Annotated in this window: 11 protein-coding genes; 3 read left to right on the top strand and 8 right to left on the bottom strand. The window is 55.2% G+C overall.

From position 1 onward, the window contains the following. Nucleotides 1-80: 80 nt before the first annotated feature. From bcsC to bcsR, 6 genes are read right to left on the bottom strand one after another with little or no spacing between them, the layout of a single operon-like run. Complete coding sequence (gene bcsC / locus V5P19_RS17140) at nucleotides 81-3563, bottom strand: cellulose synthase complex outer membrane protein BcsC (RefSeq protein ID WP_334405405.1); 3483 nt, start codon at nucleotides 3561-3563, stop codon at nucleotides 81-83. Beyond that, entirely contained in the window at nucleotides 3545-4651 is a 1107-nt protein-coding gene (gene bcsZ / locus V5P19_RS17135) for a cellulose synthase complex periplasmic endoglucanase BcsZ (protein ID WP_334405684.1), read from the bottom strand. The genes bcsC and bcsZ overlap by 19 nt, the downstream gene beginning before the upstream one ends. A 6-nt stretch (nucleotides 4652-4657) precedes the next feature. After that, the gene (gene bcsB / locus V5P19_RS17130) at nucleotides 4658-7081 is read right to left on the bottom strand and encodes a cellulose biosynthesis cyclic di-GMP-binding regulatory protein BcsB (protein WP_334405403.1); all 2424 of its coding nucleotides are present in this window, start codon (nucleotides 7079-7081) and stop codon (nucleotides 4658-4660) included. Nucleotides 7082-7091: 10 nt separating this feature from the next. After that, entirely contained in the window at nucleotides 7092-9707 is a 2616-nt protein-coding gene (bcsA, locus tag V5P19_RS17125; RefSeq protein ID WP_334405401.1) for a UDP-forming cellulose synthase catalytic subunit, read from the bottom strand. Continuing rightward, nucleotides 9704-10456, bottom strand: a complete 753-nt coding sequence (gene bcsQ, locus V5P19_RS17120) for a cellulose biosynthesis protein BcsQ (RefSeq protein ID WP_334405398.1) — start codon at nucleotides 10454-10456, stop codon at nucleotides 9704-9706. The genes bcsA and bcsQ overlap by 4 nt, the downstream gene beginning before the upstream one ends. An 11-nt stretch (nucleotides 10457-10467) precedes the next feature. Beyond that, entirely contained in the window at nucleotides 10468-10656 is a 189-nt protein-coding gene (gene bcsR, locus V5P19_RS17115) for a cellulose biosynthesis protein BcsR (RefSeq protein WP_334405396.1), read from the bottom strand. 173 nt (nucleotides 10657-10829) lie between these two features. On the opposite strand from bcsR, the gene bcsE reads away from it, so the two are divergent. From bcsE to bcsG, 3 genes are read left to right on the top strand one after another with little or no spacing between them, the layout of a single operon-like run. Then, nucleotides 10830-12389: a cellulose biosynthesis c-di-GMP-binding protein BcsE gene (gene bcsE / locus V5P19_RS17110; protein ID WP_334405394.1), complete on the top strand. Its 1560-nt coding sequence runs from the start codon at nucleotides 10830-10832 to the stop codon at nucleotides 12387-12389. Next, complete coding sequence (gene bcsF / locus V5P19_RS17105; RefSeq protein ID WP_334405392.1) at nucleotides 12386-12580, top strand: cellulose biosynthesis protein BcsF; 195 nt, start codon at nucleotides 12386-12388, stop codon at nucleotides 12578-12580. Before bcsE ends, bcsF begins: the two co-directional genes overlap by 4 nt. Beyond that, nucleotides 12573-14252, top strand: coding sequence for a cellulose biosynthesis protein BcsG (gene bcsG / locus V5P19_RS17100; RefSeq protein WP_334405390.1), 1680 nt, complete (start codon nucleotides 12573-12575; stop codon nucleotides 14250-14252). The genes bcsF and bcsG overlap by 8 nt, the downstream gene beginning before the upstream one ends. Before the next feature lie 40 nt (nucleotides 14253-14292). On the opposite strand, the gene birA is transcribed toward bcsG, so the two are convergent. After that, on the bottom strand, nucleotides 14293-15255 hold the full coding sequence (birA, locus tag V5P19_RS17095; protein ID WP_334405387.1) for a bifunctional biotin--[acetyl-CoA-carboxylase] ligase/biotin operon repressor BirA: 963 nt from the start codon (nucleotides 15253-15255) through the stop codon (nucleotides 14293-14295). Then, complete coding sequence (gene murB / locus V5P19_RS17090) at nucleotides 15252-16280, bottom strand: UDP-N-acetylmuramate dehydrogenase (RefSeq protein WP_334405385.1); 1029 nt, start codon at nucleotides 16278-16280, stop codon at nucleotides 15252-15254. The genes birA and murB overlap by 4 nt, the downstream gene beginning before the upstream one ends. Between the last annotated feature and the right edge of the window lie 187 nt (nucleotides 16281-16467).

Here is a 16467-nt window from a genome sequence, read left to right as displayed (position 1 = left end):
GGTGTAAACCTGGCGCGCCTGAGTATACCCGATCGCCGTGCTTTTAAGAGATACTTACAATTGGATTAAGTTAAATCCGATTACCAGTCCGCATAAGGTATTAGCGGCTGCGGCGGTAAGTCCATGTCGCCCTGCCAGCCTGCAGCAGAGTAACGCACATAGAGCAGCGCATGGCTTGGGGTATAGTCTTTCGCTTCCTGAATATCCACGCCCATTCCGACAAACCAATTGGACGTCACGCGGCGTTCAATAATGGCTCTTGCGGTATAACCCGTGCCAGAGGACGAGCTACCCGTTTCCATTGCGCCTCTGTCGGTATAGCGACCCGGCTCATCGGTAGGGATCAGCCCCTGGTTCGGATAACGCAGCTCATCTTTTGTCTTGGAATGCGACCAGGAGACGGAGCCGCCCAGCTCCCATGACCAGTTCTCGGTGCGCTTGCGCCAGGTCACTGGCAGCGCAAAGGAGACATACTCCTGCGGGCTATAATAACCCCCTTGCCCCAGCGAGTAGCCGCTGAGATCTTTGTCATAATGCCAGAGCATGTTAGAGACGCCGACCGTCAAGCGCTCGTTGTTCTCGTTGATCAGCTTATAGTAATAGCCGGTCATCCAGCGGATGCGCCAGTTATCTTCCACATTTTTACCGGTCAGGCTGTCCATGTTCAGGCTCGACCAGATACCGTTCGCTTCGCCTTTATCATAGCTTACGCTCACCCCACCACCGGTTGAACGCACGCCGCCCCAGGTGGTGCCGGTATTGGTATCTTTTTGACCAGCAAAGGCCAACAGGGAGCTGGAGATCGGGCGACGATGTGCATTCAGAGTGTAACCAATCGGACCGAGGTCATTGCTATAGCTTACGCCACCGACCACATCGACCACGTCAAAGCCCATCGGCGTCGTGCCAATATCCCACGCCCAGGTTTTATTCTGCCAGCCAACGGCCACGCTTGCGCCATTGCCTGTCTGATTTGTGCTGCCGCTACACGGCGTTTCAGCACAGGTTCCCCACTTCGGATCGTAGGTTCCGTTGGTGGTGGCAAACGAACCCGCGTCCATATTCACGAGGTCGCTGCGAAAGAACATCCGTCCGTCTGACAGCGGCGCATCGACCTGCAGCATCGTGGTATGCGCTTTAAGGTCGGAATAACCGCCCGTGCCGCTTGAGCCCCAGTAATCATGCTGCAGCGTAACGTTAACATCCTGCTGGCGGTACAGATCGCCGGCATCGCTACGCACGCCGCGCTTGAGCCAGTCATCGCTTTCGTCGTTTCGGGTCAGGCGGGTAAAGCTGTCGTTGTCAGCCGGACGCGTCTCGGTGACGCCAGACGACACCATCGCGTCTTTATACGTGTCCAGTGCCTGTTGCGGCTGGCCGTTTTGGGCCTGGAAACGCGCCGCGTCACGTAATACCAGCGCGTTTTCCATCGACGCAGGCTGCGATTTGGCCTGAGGAATGAGGGCGTTGAACGTCTGTTCTGCGGCGGCTGAATCACCCAGACCGGCCTGCGCCAAGGCGATCCGGCGCTGCATGTTAAGCGACGGCGGCTGGCCATTCTGCGCGACAGGCAGTTTCGCCAGCTCTGCGCGCGCCGCATCCTTGCTGCCCTCGGCTATGTAGACTTCCGTCAGGCCCAGGATTGCATCTTCATTTTGTGGCTCACGCTGCAATACCGTGTTGTAGGCAGTTTTCGCTGCCGTGCGGTCGCCACGCTGCAACGCCCAGTCCGCAAGCGTTAAATCGATTCGGGTTGAGGCGGGCTGCTGGCGAAGCAGCGTTTCTGCCTCCTGCTCTTTACCGCCGTCGCGCAGGCGGTTCGCGGTTTCAAGCACCTGATTACTTTGCAGGCGATCTGCCAGCTCCTGAATATTTCCGTTCCACTGGCTACGCGGCAGCGTATTCAGGTGTGCCAGCGCGGCGCGATCCTGATCGTTACCCGAGAGATACAGCCCGTTGGCATACACCTGTTCCGGGTCTGCCGGTTTCTGGCTGGCAAGCTGGCGCATCAGGTTATCGGCCTGGCCGTGCTGGCCGGCGCTATAAAGATCGCGTGACAGGCGGTAGGTTATCCACACATCACCCGGCGCGAGCGCCAGACGGCGTCGCTGAATTTCAGCGGCCTGGGCATATTTGCCCTGGTTTTCCAGCTGTTCTGCCTGGGCAGACAGTTGTTCGTTGGTCAGGCTGCGTTCAATATCATCAATGCTGCGACGCTGGCTGGCAGAGAGCGACTGAATAAACTGAGAGGCTTTCTCAGGTGACTGCGCACGATACACATTGGCAAGGCCGCGTACCGCATTGCTGTTTCCGCTGTCCATACGTAATGCCTGGCGATAATAACGCTCGGCGGCGTCATTATCTTTACGCGCCACCGCGACGTCCCCCAGCCCAAGTACCGCGTAGCTGTCGGTATTGTCGATGCTGCGCGCCTGCTGATAGTAACGCTCTGCCTGCACCGGATTATTCGCCTTGAGCGCGGCATCACCCTGCTGGATCAGCAGCCAGTAGCGGTTCACCTTCAGCAAACTGTCCCACTTGCCCCGGTTGTCGCTCTGCGGATCGAGTGCGATCGCCTTTTCAAACTGTGCCACCGCGCGTGCGCGATCGCCTTTCTGTGAATATGCCTGACCCAGCGCGCCTACGGCTTCGCTGTCAGTATGATTCGCGCTGACCGCTTTTTGCAGCTCCGTCACCGCTTTACTGCCCTGCCCGGCATCCACCGCCGCTAACCCTTCTGCTTTTGCACGGAACGTGGGGTCGGCAAGCTGTTTTTGCTGTGCATCAAGCTGTGAACGCGCCGCCGCCACGCTATCGCCATCGCTGAACACGCTCAGGTATTTTTGTAACGCGCTGACGCTGGCGCTGCTGGCAGGCCGATCTTTGATCTGCTGATACCACATATCAGACGCCTGATTACGGCCACCGGTGGACTTAGCCATTTCCTGCAGTACCGCAAAGCCTTCATCGCTCCGCCCGGTCTGGAATAACAGCTGCGCCAGCGTGGCCTGTAGCTGGGTATTACCGGGACTGCTGGCGTTGATCTTCTTCAGCTGTTCAATGGCCGCACCGCGACGGGCGAGATCTTTCGCCACCACGTTCCAGTATTCCGTAGCCAGATCGCCACTCGGCGGATTGCCGGCAAAGAGCTTCTCATAGGCGGCAATCGCTTCCTGAGTATGGCCCGTCGTGGCAAGCAATCGCGCCTGCTGTAGCGCCTGACGTCCATCAGGCGTGGAGAGCAGCATCGTATTACGCGACGACTGATAAGCGCCGGAACTCGGGGCGATCCCTTTCAGGCGATCCAGCTCTTTTTGCGCCCCGGCGGTATCGCCCTGACGAAGCAGGTAGCGGAAACGCGCGGCAATGACGTCAGGATTGTTCGGGTCTATCAGCTCAAGGCGATAGAGCGACTGACGCACCAAATCTTCACGCTGCGTCGATTCCCCCAGACGCACCTGCTCCAGCAGCTGTTGCTGCTGCGGGGAGTTGGCGGCCTGGGCCCACGGCATCAGCGCCAGGCCAAGCGATAAACTGAGTAGATTTATTGTGAACTTGCGCATTCCTGGCCCCAATCCGGTATTAATTCACCCTTTGCGGTGAAGCGAAAACGATGCTGATCCCATCCTTGCCCGAAGAGTGTCAGCACGTAGCTGAAATAGGCATTTTTATCGGGAAAATGGTCCGTGACGCGCTGGCGCTGTACCGCTTGCGCATCCCGCTGCTGTAAGAATGGCAGCATGGAGGCGGAAAAACCGACCGGGCCATTGCCTGTGGCTTTTCCGCTCGCCACGTCCACTTTCTCCGGCGGAACACCCTGTTTCGTGGTCATTGCCGCCATTGGCTGAAAGCGCGCCAGCAGCCGAGCTTTCTGAGGATCTTTATCACTCATCATCCCCACCCAGAGATAGACGCGGATGGCGTCATAGCTGCCCACCAGCGCGTTATCCTGCTTGAGCTGCCAGCCTTTGTTTTTCTGGTATTGCACCCAGTCAGGTGAGAAACCTTTCGGTGCCGTCTCCAGCAGTAACCGCTGGTTGGTTTCACGAAGCGTGGTCCACGGGGCACCAAAGCGCGTGAAATAGCTCGCTAGCTGAGGCGGAAGATAGCTGGGGTTAAAACGCCAGGCATTTTCTTCAGCAAAACCGACTTTACCGGGTAGCAACATTGAGCCAAGCCCGGGGACTTTCACCACTTCCTCGCGGGCAATACGCTTAAGCAGCGCCTTGCCCGTGCGGGTATAGTCCGATTGATTCCACAATCGACCCGCTTCGAGCAGCGACCAGGCAATCCAGATATCGCCATCGGATGCAGAGTTAGGATCGATCACCGCCCAGCTTTCTTTATCTTTCTGCCCCCATAACCACGCCGGCAGATGGTCATCCAGACTCCCCTGGGCCAGGTTATCCCGGGTCCACGTCAGCAGCAGGTCAAACGCCTTGCGGTCATTCGCGGCCAACGCAAAGAACAACGCGTAGCTTTGCCCCTCAGAGGTGCTGATTTTTCGCGTGTCACTGGGATCAATGACACGCCCGCTCTCGCTGATGTAATCCTTTTTAAACTGCTCCCATGCAGGCCAGGTACAGGCGGCGCGAAGATTCGACGCCCCCAACATCAACGCGGCTAATACACACCAGCGAAAGACTTTCATCACATCTTACTCATTGTCGGGGTTCAGGCGACGACGGCTGATGATACGCAGCAGACGCCACAGCACCCAAGCCAGTAATACCACGCTGACCGCAGCCAGAATGGCCAGCAACACCGGATGGTTAGACAGCGCATACCACAGACGCTCGAACCACGGGAGATGGCCCACATAGTAGACCTCCCCTACGCGCAGGCTGTTGACGCCCGATTCACGGATAACGGAGACGGAGCCAAACATTGCCGAGCGTTTACCGCTGTCATTCATGGCGGTATTTAACAGTTCATAACCACGAGGACTGTCCGCCAACAGCGCGATAACGCTGCGCTGATCGTGATACGGAGACTGGAAGCCAACGATAGCGGCCATCGGCCCCGTTGAGCTGACGGTGGTTTTGACGTTCGCCTGGCGATCGCCACTGTCTGGCATAATGCTCGGGAACTCGGTCTGACGCAGCGGGGTGTTAACCCACGACTGAGCGGCCTGCACCAGCAGATCGACGCGTTTATCGTCCTTCAGCGTGTCCGGGATGCCGCCAATAATCATGATATCGGCATCTTTGTTCTGGATCTGGCTACCCTCGTCCGTGAGGGTCACGTTAATAGCCGGCAGACCGGTTTGCGCCCCGACGGTGCCCATCGTATCCAACAGCGTCGATACCTGGCCCTCGCTTGGCGCTTTCGGCATCACGACAATCGACTCAGACAGGTCGGCCATGCGGCTGAACGGGAAGCTGGCATTGGCGAAGGCCCGCAGATCCGGCATCGCAATAAAGTGATAATACTTCGAGAAGTCGATGGTCGACTCATCCCCTATCACCACGTGGTTCTGCACCGGCTGGAAGGTGATGCAGTTATCCACCGAACCGCCAGGCATCGGGTTCATGTACTGGAAGTTAAAACGCAGCTGGTTTACTGCGCCCAGCTTCAGCGCCGGGATAGAAACATCGGTTTTACCGTCCAGCAGGCCTTGCAGCACCGGCAGACGGAGCATTAGACGGTTTGTATCCTGTGTGCTTGTCAGGCTAAAGGATTGCAGGAACTGGTTGTTCAGGCTGATATCCATGCGCGAGCTGTCTTTGGTCGACGGCGCGGTGTAACGGTAGTTGAGGTTGATATCAATCCCGTTGGTACGCAGCAGATACAGGTCCGGCGGCAGGTTCAGCGACAGGCTAATCGGTGATGGCTCAAGCCCCGTAGACTGCAGCTGCTCTTCATAGGTTTTCAGCTCGCCGAAGGTAATTGCGCGATCGGTGCGTACCCAGTTCGGCGCATCATATGGCTTACGCGCCAGCAGCGGTTTTACGTCATCGACGACGACGCTGTTACCACGGAACAGAATATTTCCCTGAGCAATGCCTTTTGCCGCCTGCACCAGATCTTTTTCATCGCGACCGAAGACCACCAGCAGCTTCACATAAGGGTTGTCCGGGTGACTAATCATTTCAACGGTTGGCGCTTTGACGTCCGGATGGTCGCGCAGGAACGCAGGGCGTTTTGCGTTAGTCGCAAAGACGATGGCATTTTTGTCCGGCATCTTGTCGTACATGACTGGGAAGCTCTGGCCACGCCAGCCGGAACGGGAACCAAACCACGACGCCACAATGGTGGCAGCCAGCTGTTCGGTCACGTCCGGGGACGCCGCAAACACCATCGGCAGAGTGAGCTGACGGTTGTCACGCGGATCGAAGAATGGTACCGGGAAGGCAGAAAGATCGTTTTTCAGCGCCAGCGACTGGTAGGTCATCTGTAGGGATGAATTTCGGCCTACGTCTACCCACAGCGTGCTGCTGGCTGGGTTTTCACAGACGTCGCGATAGTGACCCACAAACTCCAGTCGCACACGGTTGAAGTCGGTGATAAACAGCGGATTGATCGGCACCTGCGCCTGGGTTTTCTTGCCCAGCTGCTCTTTGGTGACCGGCAGAACGTCCATCAACTCGTCGTTGAGATACACCTTCAGCTGAGATTGTACCGGCAACAACGACGGTGACGGCGTGTATTCCAGATTGAGCATTGCCTGAGAGATAACCTCATCGCTACGCATCCCAAACTCAATGCCGCCGTTCGGGTTGATACCGCGCAGAACCATGCTGCCCGGAGGAGGCGCAATTTGCGCGAACGTCAGCTTCACATCGCGCGATGGCGCATTTTCCGCAACGACGGGCGCGTTGGCACCGCGCACTCCCGGCATCACCTGTCCGACGACGTTGTCGTCTGCAGGTAGGGTGTTACCCTCTGTCGGCTGGTTTGGAACGATATTTTCCGTTTGGCCCGGTGCCGCAGTGACAACCGGGTCAGTCGCTTGCGCGACGACGGGAACCGTTGGAGCAGGCGTGGCCGCGGCGTTATCAGGCGCTGCGTTAGCCATTGTTGCGGGAAGCGTACTCATCCCCATTGCCACTGCACATAACCAGGAAAGTTTTGTTTTCATCGCGTTATCATCATTGTTGAGCCATAACCGGGTCCGCCTGCTTCGCCTCATCCCGCTCAGGTCGGCGAGGAATGAACGACACGACCCAGGAAACCAGTGAAGTAAGTGACCGGAAAATTATTTTCACCGACGACGGGGCAAATTCTGCAAGGTGACGATAGCCACGGAACCCCAGCTTCAGAATATCCAGCAGGCTTTCCAGAGGTTTATCTTCCGGGAAGCTGTCCTGCCAGAGAGCCCACGTATCCGCGCGGGCAAACGTACACTGCACAAAATCAATATGCTGCTTCTTGGTCAGCGGCATCAGCTGCAGACCCACTTCATTCCCCGACACACGCACAACCTGTGTCGGGAAGACATACTCTTGCTGGCCACGCTTAAGCAGTAAGTTGACCTTCTGCCCTTCCAGCACCTTTGCCTGGCCGTTGATTTTGATACCTACCCCTCCGTCAGAGAAGTCGTGCACGGTGCAGGAGAAGAGATGTCCATCTTCACGGGCTATCGCCGCAGGCATGGTGATTTCAACGCGATGCGCGCGGCGCACCTGTTTGCTTTCCACCGACACCGCCACCGCGCCGCCGAGAATAATCAGGTTGTAGAACACCCATGCCATACTCACGAACACCGTCAGGATCTCGTTTTCAGGGCCGGTGTAGTAGCGCCAAATACCGGCGATAATACCCACGATATTGAGCAGAACCAGGAAGATGTACGGACGGGAAATGACCCAGTCAACATACTCTTCCTCCACCAGTCCGCCTTTCGCGGTGACGTTGAATTTGCCTTTGTGTGGGTTAATCAGCGCCACCATCGTCGGCGGTGCAATATACCAGGCCAGCACCGTTTCATAGATTTCACTCCAGAACGAGTGGCGATATTTACCCTGAATTTTCGAGTTCGTCAGGCTCGCGTGAATCATGTGCGGCAGAACAAACAGGGCAATCATCAGCGCGGGCGCGTAGATGATGTAAGCATGAAGCAGCAGGAACGCCAGCGGTGCCGTCAGGAAGATGAGCCGCGGGATACCGGATAAGAAGTGGAACATCGCGTTGACGTAACACAGACGCTGCGCCAGCTTCAGCCCTTTCCCCATCAGCGGGTTATCGAGACGGAAAATCTGCACCATCCCGCGTGCCCAGCGAATACGCTGGCCAATGTGTGCCGACAGTGATTCTGTTGCCAGACCTGCCGCCTGCGGAATACGCATGTAGGCAGAGGTATGCCCGCGACGGTGTAAACGCAGCGAGGTGTGGGCATCTTCGGTCACCGTTTCCACGGCGATGCCGCCAATTTCATCCAGCGGTCCACGGCGGATCACCGCACACGAGCCGCAGAAGAAGGTGGCATCCCACATGTCGTTCCCATCCTGCACCAGGCCATAGAACAGCGTGCCTTCGTTAGGGGTCTTACGGAAGCGGCCGAGGTTACGTTCAAACGGATCCGGTGAGAAGAAGTGGTGCGGCGTCTGCATCATCGCCAGCTCTTTCTCTTTCAGGAACCAGCCCATCGTCATCTGCAGGAACGAGCGCGTGGGCACGTGGTCACAGTCAAAGATGGAGACAAACTCCCCTTTGGCATATTTCAGCGCGTTGTTGATGTTCCCGGCTTTCGCGTGCTCGTGAGTGGTACGGGCGATATACTCGACGCCAACCTCTTCCGCGAACTGTCGGAACTCCTCGCGACCACCGTCGTCCAGAATCCAGATTTTGAGCTTATCTTTTGGCCAGTCGATACCCAGCGCCGCATAGATAGTGTTTTTAACAACACTCAGATCTTCGTTATAGGTCGGCACAAAGAGATCGACCGACGGCCACTGGCTTGTGTCTTTCGGCAGCGGAACCGGCTGGCGATTGAGCGGCCAGATCACCTGAAAATAGCCCAGCACCAGCACAATCCAGGCATAGGTTTCTGCAAACAGCAGAACCAAACCGCACACCAGACTGACCGGATCGTCCCAGTTCAGCGTTGAGGTATAACGCCACCAGATGTAACGGCAGGAGACGGTCAGCGAGAGCACAATCAGCATCAGGGCTGAGAAGCGCCCTGGGATCCGTCGGACCAGCAGCGCGACGCCCCACAGCAGGATCAGGAAGGTGAACTGCGCCAGCGGGTTGAACGGCTGCGTAATACAAACCAGCGCAAGAATGAGCGAGAAGACGACAATCACGCCGAGAATAAAACGCCGCAAGCCCGGATGCAGGTGCCCGAGCTCTTTGTGGTTATCAAGATGGCTGGTCTTGTCGCTAACGCTGTCTGGCAGCCTGTCGAGCCACTGATGGTAGCGTTCACGTAAGTTCGCCACACGATCGAAACTGCGCCAGCGCGGGGTCTTCTTTTCCGAACGTGGCGTTGTAGCCACCAGCCAGAGGGCTTGAATGAGATAGCGTGCCGGGTCTAACGGCCGTGGTCTGTCGGGATTAATGTGCGGATAGAGTTCACTGTGCCTGGCACGAATACGCTGCCAGCGCGGGTGTTCGAGCGGAATGAACATCCAGGCAAGAATCATCCATAAACAGCCGAATGCGGCACTCCATGACGAAGCGCCGTGCCGCCGATAATGCCGATAACGCTCGCTTAACCGCGAACTGACCGGCGGGATGAGTAACCAGGTCGACAGACGGCTCATACAGCGCTCCTGCCCGGCTCCGCCCTGTTGGCGAAGTGCAGCAGACACCAGTTAGCCAGCGTCAGGATCTCTTCCGCCGCCAGTGAATCGCTGCGGTATTCGCCGAGCGGCTGTTTAGAAGCGAGGCATTCGGCCATGCCTTCATCACGATGGATGACGATCGGCAGCAGACGGCGCTGGCTTTGCAGCCAAACCTGGTACAGGTCATCCTGGATCTGGCTACCGATGCGCAGGTCGTTAATCAAAATATGGGCATTTGCGGGCAATGGCTGCTGATGCAAACGGATATGACAATTTGCATCCACATTCACAACAGACAGCACATGATCGCACTGGGAAAGAAGCTGGCGCGTCAGCGAGGCGGCGCCGTGCGGCAGATCCAGCAGGATCCAGTGATAGTGACCTTTTTCTTTCAGGCTCTGCAGCGCGGTCGTGAATTGAGAAAACAGACGCTGATATGCGGCTTCATTTCCGCGCTCCATTTCGGTCAATTGACCGAAGGGAAGCAAATCGAGCTGGGAGGTATAGCGCAGGCCCGCATCGCGCCAGTCTTTATCATCAAGCAGCGCGCGGGCCCAGCCTTCGGTACGCGTAAAATCAACATTAAATGACATGCGCAGCAAATTATCGGAGGAGGCATCAATAACCAACACCGATTCACCTAATAGCTGTAATGACCACGCCAGCGCTGCGGTGATGGAGGTTGTACCCACTCCACCACGGACGCCCTGTAATCCGAGTATGGCCATCAATGGCTCCCTTATTGTTGTTGGGCAAATTCAGCTAATAAAGGCCAGCGTTTAATAGCCGCGGCCAACTGTTCCCGCTGGGAAATATCGGTGTAATCTATTTCAGGCAAAGAAAATGCCTGCATAAGTGCCAGAAAATCGTTTTGGAATGTGTAACCGAGGCTGGAGTCAACGGTTGTACCGGATTCATTATTATGCATTCTTATTTCATCCCTTTGAGTAAAATCACACGATCAGATGCAGCGAGGCTTCCTGCCTACGAAATTTCATTTACATGCTAAATCTGATGTTCTTTAATTTCAATGTTAGGTTTATTTCTACGCTTTCGCTAGTAAACTGAGATACAGAGAAATTCGACGAAAAGAGGGACACCGTGGACTCCATATTTTCTATTGGCATCCAGTCATTATGGGACGAATTGCGCCACATGCCAGTCGGAGGAGTCTGGTGGATTAATACGGATCGCAATGAAGACGCCATAAGTTTGGTAAATCAAACTATTGCCGCGCAGGATAAGGATTCCCGCGTTGCCGTCATTACAATGGGCGAAGAACCGAAAAAAATCATCAGGCTTGAAAACGATCGTGGTCCACAAACTGTGAAATTATTTTCCATGTCCACGGAAGCGGATAGTCTATACTTTTTGACCCGCGACATTCAGTGTTCGATTGATCCGGATAACTATTTTTTGATTCTTAAATGCTCGAATAATACTCTACAAAATATTCCGGCTGAAAAACTGCTGAAGTGGCTCGCAAGAACCAATAAATGGGCAACGAACCACAACTGCACGCTATTGGTTGTAAACCCCGGCAGTAATAATGACAAGCTTTTCTCACTTTTAATGGGTGAGTATCGTTCTCTTTTCGGTCTTGCCAGTATCCATGACCAGGCAGACAGCTACCTTTACGATATTGCATTCTGGTGCAATGAAAAAGGAGTGAGTGCGCGCCAGCAGCTGAATCTCAAACATATTGAGGGTGAGTGGCATCTGTCACGCCAGGAAGAAACGGTCGTTCAGCCGCGCAGCGATGAAAAACGTATTCTAAGCCATCTGGCTGTTTTAGAAGGCGCGCCTCCTCTCTCTGAAAATTGGTCACTGTACGAAACGAATGAAGCCTTATTTAATGAAGCGCGCACAACGCAGGCTGCGACCATTGTTTTCTCTTTAATGCAGAATAACCAAATAGAAACCCTGGCAAGACACATACACACCTTGCGCCGCCAGCGCGGTAGCGCATTGAAAATCGTGGTACGTGAAAATACGACCAGCCTGCGCGCAACCGACGAGCGTCTGCTGCTGGGCTGTGGTGCGAATATGGTCATTCCATGGAATGCACCGCTGTCACGTTGCCTGACGCTGATTGAGAGCATTCAGGGCCAGCAGTTTAGCCGACACGTGCCGGAAGATATCTCCACCCTACTTTCGATGACGCAGCCGATGAAGCTACGCGGCTATCAAAAGTGGGATACCTTTTGTGATGCTGTCGGCAACATGATGAGTAACACCCTGCTTCCGGCCGACGGAAAAGGGGTGATGGTAGCCCTGCGCCCGGTTCCGGGGATTCGCGTTGAGCAGGCACTGACCTTATGTCGACCAAACCGCACCGGAGACATCATGACGATTGGCGACAACCGTCTTGTACTGTTTTTATCCTTCTGCCGGGTAAACGATCTGGATACGGCCCTCAACCATATCTTCCCGCTGCCTACCGGCGATATTTTCTCTAACCGCATGATTTGGTTCGAAGATAATCTTATTAATGCGGAACTGGTACAGATGCGGGCCCTGGCTCCGGAACAGTGGGCAAAACCGTTACCCATGAGCAGTGACGTCAAACCGATTCTCAATGCTAAGCATGACGGGCATGTCTGGCGCCGGATCCCAGAACCACGACGCTTGTTATCCGAGCACGAGGAGAGCGCATCATGAATCTCAGCGATATCATTCAACTGGTTATTCTTTGCGCGCTGATATTCTTCCCGCTCGGCTACTATGCGCGCCATTCTCTGCGCCGTATTCGCGATACGACCAGAATGTTGTTTGTAAAACCTCGCTACATCAAACCAGCCGGAACACTGACACGAGCTCCGAACGTCAAGGCAAACCGAAAACATGACTAATTCTACCTATACCACGTCGGCGCCATCGCCGCTCTGGCAATACTGGCGCGGCCTTTCGGGCTGGAACTTCTACTTTCTGGTGAAGTTTGGTCTGCTGTGGGCAGGCTATCTGAACTTCCATCCTCTACTTAACCTGGTGTTTATGGCTTTCCTTCTGATGCCCATTCCGAACATCAGGCTGCATCGCTTACGCCACTGGGTTGCTATCCCAATTGGTTTTGCACTGTTCTGGCATGACACCTGGCTACCGGGACCAGAAAGCATTATGAGCCAGGGTTCTCAGGTTGCGGGGTTCAGTTCAGACTATATCCTCGACCTGACCGAGCGCTTCATTAACTGGCAGATGATTGGTTCTGTCTTTGTGCTGTTGGTAGCCTGGCTGTTCCTGGCCCAGTGGATCCGCGTCACGGTGTTTGTCGTGGCGATCATGATCTGGTTTAACGTCCTGACCCTGGCTGGGCCGAGCTTCTCACTGTGGCCGGCTGGTCAGCCGACGACGACGGTGACCACTACCGGGGGAAGCGCTGCGGCAACCGTAACAACGGCAGGCGATACGCCTGTAGTGGGCGATATCCCAACGCAGACCGCACCGCCCACCTCCACCAACCTGAACGCGTGGCTCTCCAGCTTCTACACCGCTGAAGACAAGCGTCATACCACGTTCCCTGAGGCATTGCCTGCGGATGCACAGCCGTTCGAATTACTGGTGATCAACATCTGTTCCCTCTCCTGGGCTGACGTTGATGCCGCCGGGTTAGCCTCGCACCCGCTGTGGTCCCATTTCGATATTCAGTTTAAAGATTTTAACTCTGCGACCTCGTACAGCGGCCCGGCGGCTATTCGCCTGCTGCGCGCAAGCTGTGGTCAGCCATCGCATAAAAACCTGTATCAACCGGCCGGAAACCAATGCTATCTGTTTGATAACCTCTCCAGACTGGGCTTTACGCAGCATCTGATGCTGGGGCATAACGGCCAGTTTGGTAATTTCCTGAAAGAGGTGCGTCAGGAGGGAGGGATGCAGGCACCGCTGATGGACCAAACGGGTCTACCGGTTACGCTGCTGGGCTTCGACGGTTCGCCTGTGTATGACGATACCGCCGTGCTGCAACGCTGGCTGCAGACCGTCAGCAAAGAAGGTGATTCACGCAGCGCGACCTTCTATAACACCTTACCGCTTCACGACGGAAACCATTACCCAGGCGTGAGCAAAACGGCAGATTATAAAGTTCGTGCGCAGAAGTTCTTTGATGAGCTGGATGCCTTCTTCACCGAGCTGGAAAAATCAGGTCGTAAAGTGATGGTGGTCGTGGTGCCAGAACACGGTGCTGCGTTGAAAGGTGACAGAATGCAGGTCTCGGGCCTGCGCGATATTCCAAGCCCATCCATCACCAACGTACCCGCCGGGATTAAGTTCTTTGGTATGAAGGCTCCCCATCAGGGCGCACCGATTGAGATTACTCAGCCAAGCAGCTATTTGGCCATTTCCGAGCTGGTCGCCCGTGCGGTTGACGGTAAGCTGTTTGTGGAAGATAGCGTGAACTGGGATCAGCTCACCAGTAAGCTGCCGCAAACGGCTGAAGTGTCGGAAAATGCCAATGCGGTGGTGATTCAGTACCAGAACAAACCGTATGTTCGCCTGAACGGTGGCGACTGGGTTCCTTATCCTCAATAACGTACTTTATATCCTCTCCCCACCGGGGAGAGGATCTTTCTTATTCTGCACTTCTTAACGAAATTTCCCCACCGACCCAAGGTTTAATTACGCCGTCCTGTTCAAGCAATAGCGCCCCCTGCGCGTCGATACCGCGGGAAGTACCGTAAATCTCTTTATCGCCAATCAGCAATTTTACCGGGCGGTTGATAAAGTTATCCAGTTTTTCCCAGCGCGAAAGGAACGGTGCAAGTCCGTCTTGCTCGAAGAGGGTTAATGCGCTACGGAGTTCTTTGATCATGCGTACTGCAAGGGTGTTTCGATCGATGGTGAGCCCCGCTTCCTGCAGGTTTGTCCACGCCTGGTTAACCACGTCACTTTGCACGTTACGCATTACCATGTTCAGCCCTGCACCAATGACAATTTGCGCCGCATCACCCGTTTTTCCCGTCAGCTCAACGAGAATACCGGCAAGTTTACGATCGTTAAGATAGAGATCGTTCGGCCATTTTACCCGCACCTTATCGGCACCCAGATCGTGCAGCACTTCTGCCATCACGATCCCGATCACCAGGCTCAGGCCAATTGCCGCTGCCGGACCCTGTTCGAGTCGCCAGTACATGGACAGATAGAGATTGGCACCAAATGGCGAGAACCACTTGCGCCCGCGACGGCCGCGCCCGGCCTGTTGATACTCGGCAACACAGGCATCTCCCGATGACAACTCGCTCAGCCGGTCCAGAAGGTACTGGTTGGTCGAGTCGATAACCGGCAAGACTGCGACCTTGCCATGCCCGATTTGGCCGCGGATCGCTTCTTCATTCAGCAACTGAATGGGCTCCGGCAGACTGTAACCTTTCCCGGGAACCGTGAAAACATCGACACCCCAGTCCCGAAGCGTCTGAATGTGTTTATTGATAGCGGCACGGCTCATGCCCAGCCGCTCACCCAGTTGCTCACCAGAATGAAACTCACCGTCAGCAAGGATGCTTATCAGGGTTAAAGGGATGGTATTGTCCTTCACGCAATGGCCTCCACGGCATTCACTTCACCTGTACGACCAATGAAGCGGACCTCTGGCTCAAGCCAGACGTTAAATTTTTCGCCCACGCGCTGACGAACATGATGCGCCAGTTTTATCACATCATCGCTGGTTGCATCGCGTTGATTTATTAGCACCAGCGCCTGCTGTTGATGAACGGCAGCGCCGCCCACCGAGGTACCCTTTAACTGACACTGATCGATAAGCCAGCCTGCAGCCAGCTTCACGCTGCCATCAGGCTGAGGGTAGTGCGGCGCTGTTGGCCATCCGGCAAGTAATGCTGCTGCGGTTTCGCTGCTGATAACCGGATTTTTGAAGAAGCTCCCCGCATTTCCGTTCACTTTCGGATCGGGAAGCTTGGCCATTCGCATATGACAAACGGAATCAAATACATCGCGGGGAGTCACGGTAGCCGGATCGAAGCGGGTGAGATCGCCGTACGTGAGGATCGGTTTCCAGGCTTTCGCCAGACGCAAACCGACGCCCACGATCGCATAGCGATCCTGATATTCATGCTTGAAGATACTGTCACGATAGCCGAAGCGGCACTCTTCAGCGGTCAAACGCTGTGCCATTCCCGTCACTAATTCAATGCAGTCTACGTATTCACAAACGTTTTTGAGTTCGATGCCATACGCACCGATATTCTGAATGGGTGACGATCCCGCGCAGCCCGGTATAAGGGCAAGATTTTCGAGGCCGGCCATCCCTTTTTCCAGGGTGTATTGCACCAGTTGATGCCAGTTTTCTCCGGCCCCTACGTGCAGATGCCAGCTGTCAGCGCGCTCTTCGACATCAATTCCCATGATGCGGTTAACGATCACCGTTCCCGCAAAATCTTCGAGAAACAGGACATTACTTCCTTCGCCCAGAATCAGTACGGGTTCACCGTTTTCTGTTGCATTTTGCCATGCATCCAGCAATTGCTGAGCATTATTGGCACGTACAATTTGATGAGCATTACGTTGAATACCAAAGGTATTCCAGGGCTTAAGGGAGTGGTTCATAGACGCTATCCTGATGCAAAAACCGGGATAGTTTACCGTATATAGGGAAGGATAGGTGATTAGTTTATGGGTGTCGGTAAGGGAGAAAAACGCAAAAAGGCCATCCTTGCGGATGGCCTCTTCACTTGTTTGATGCCTGGCAGTTCCCTACTCTCACATGGGGAGACCCCACACTACCATCGGCGCT

It is taken from the genome of Enterobacter sp. UNJFSC 003 (genome assembly GCF_036903355.1).
In the GTDB taxonomy this organism is placed as follows: Bacteria; Pseudomonadota; Gammaproteobacteria; order Enterobacterales; family Enterobacteriaceae; genus Enterobacter.
This window is presented reverse-complemented; position numbering and strand designations above follow the sequence as displayed.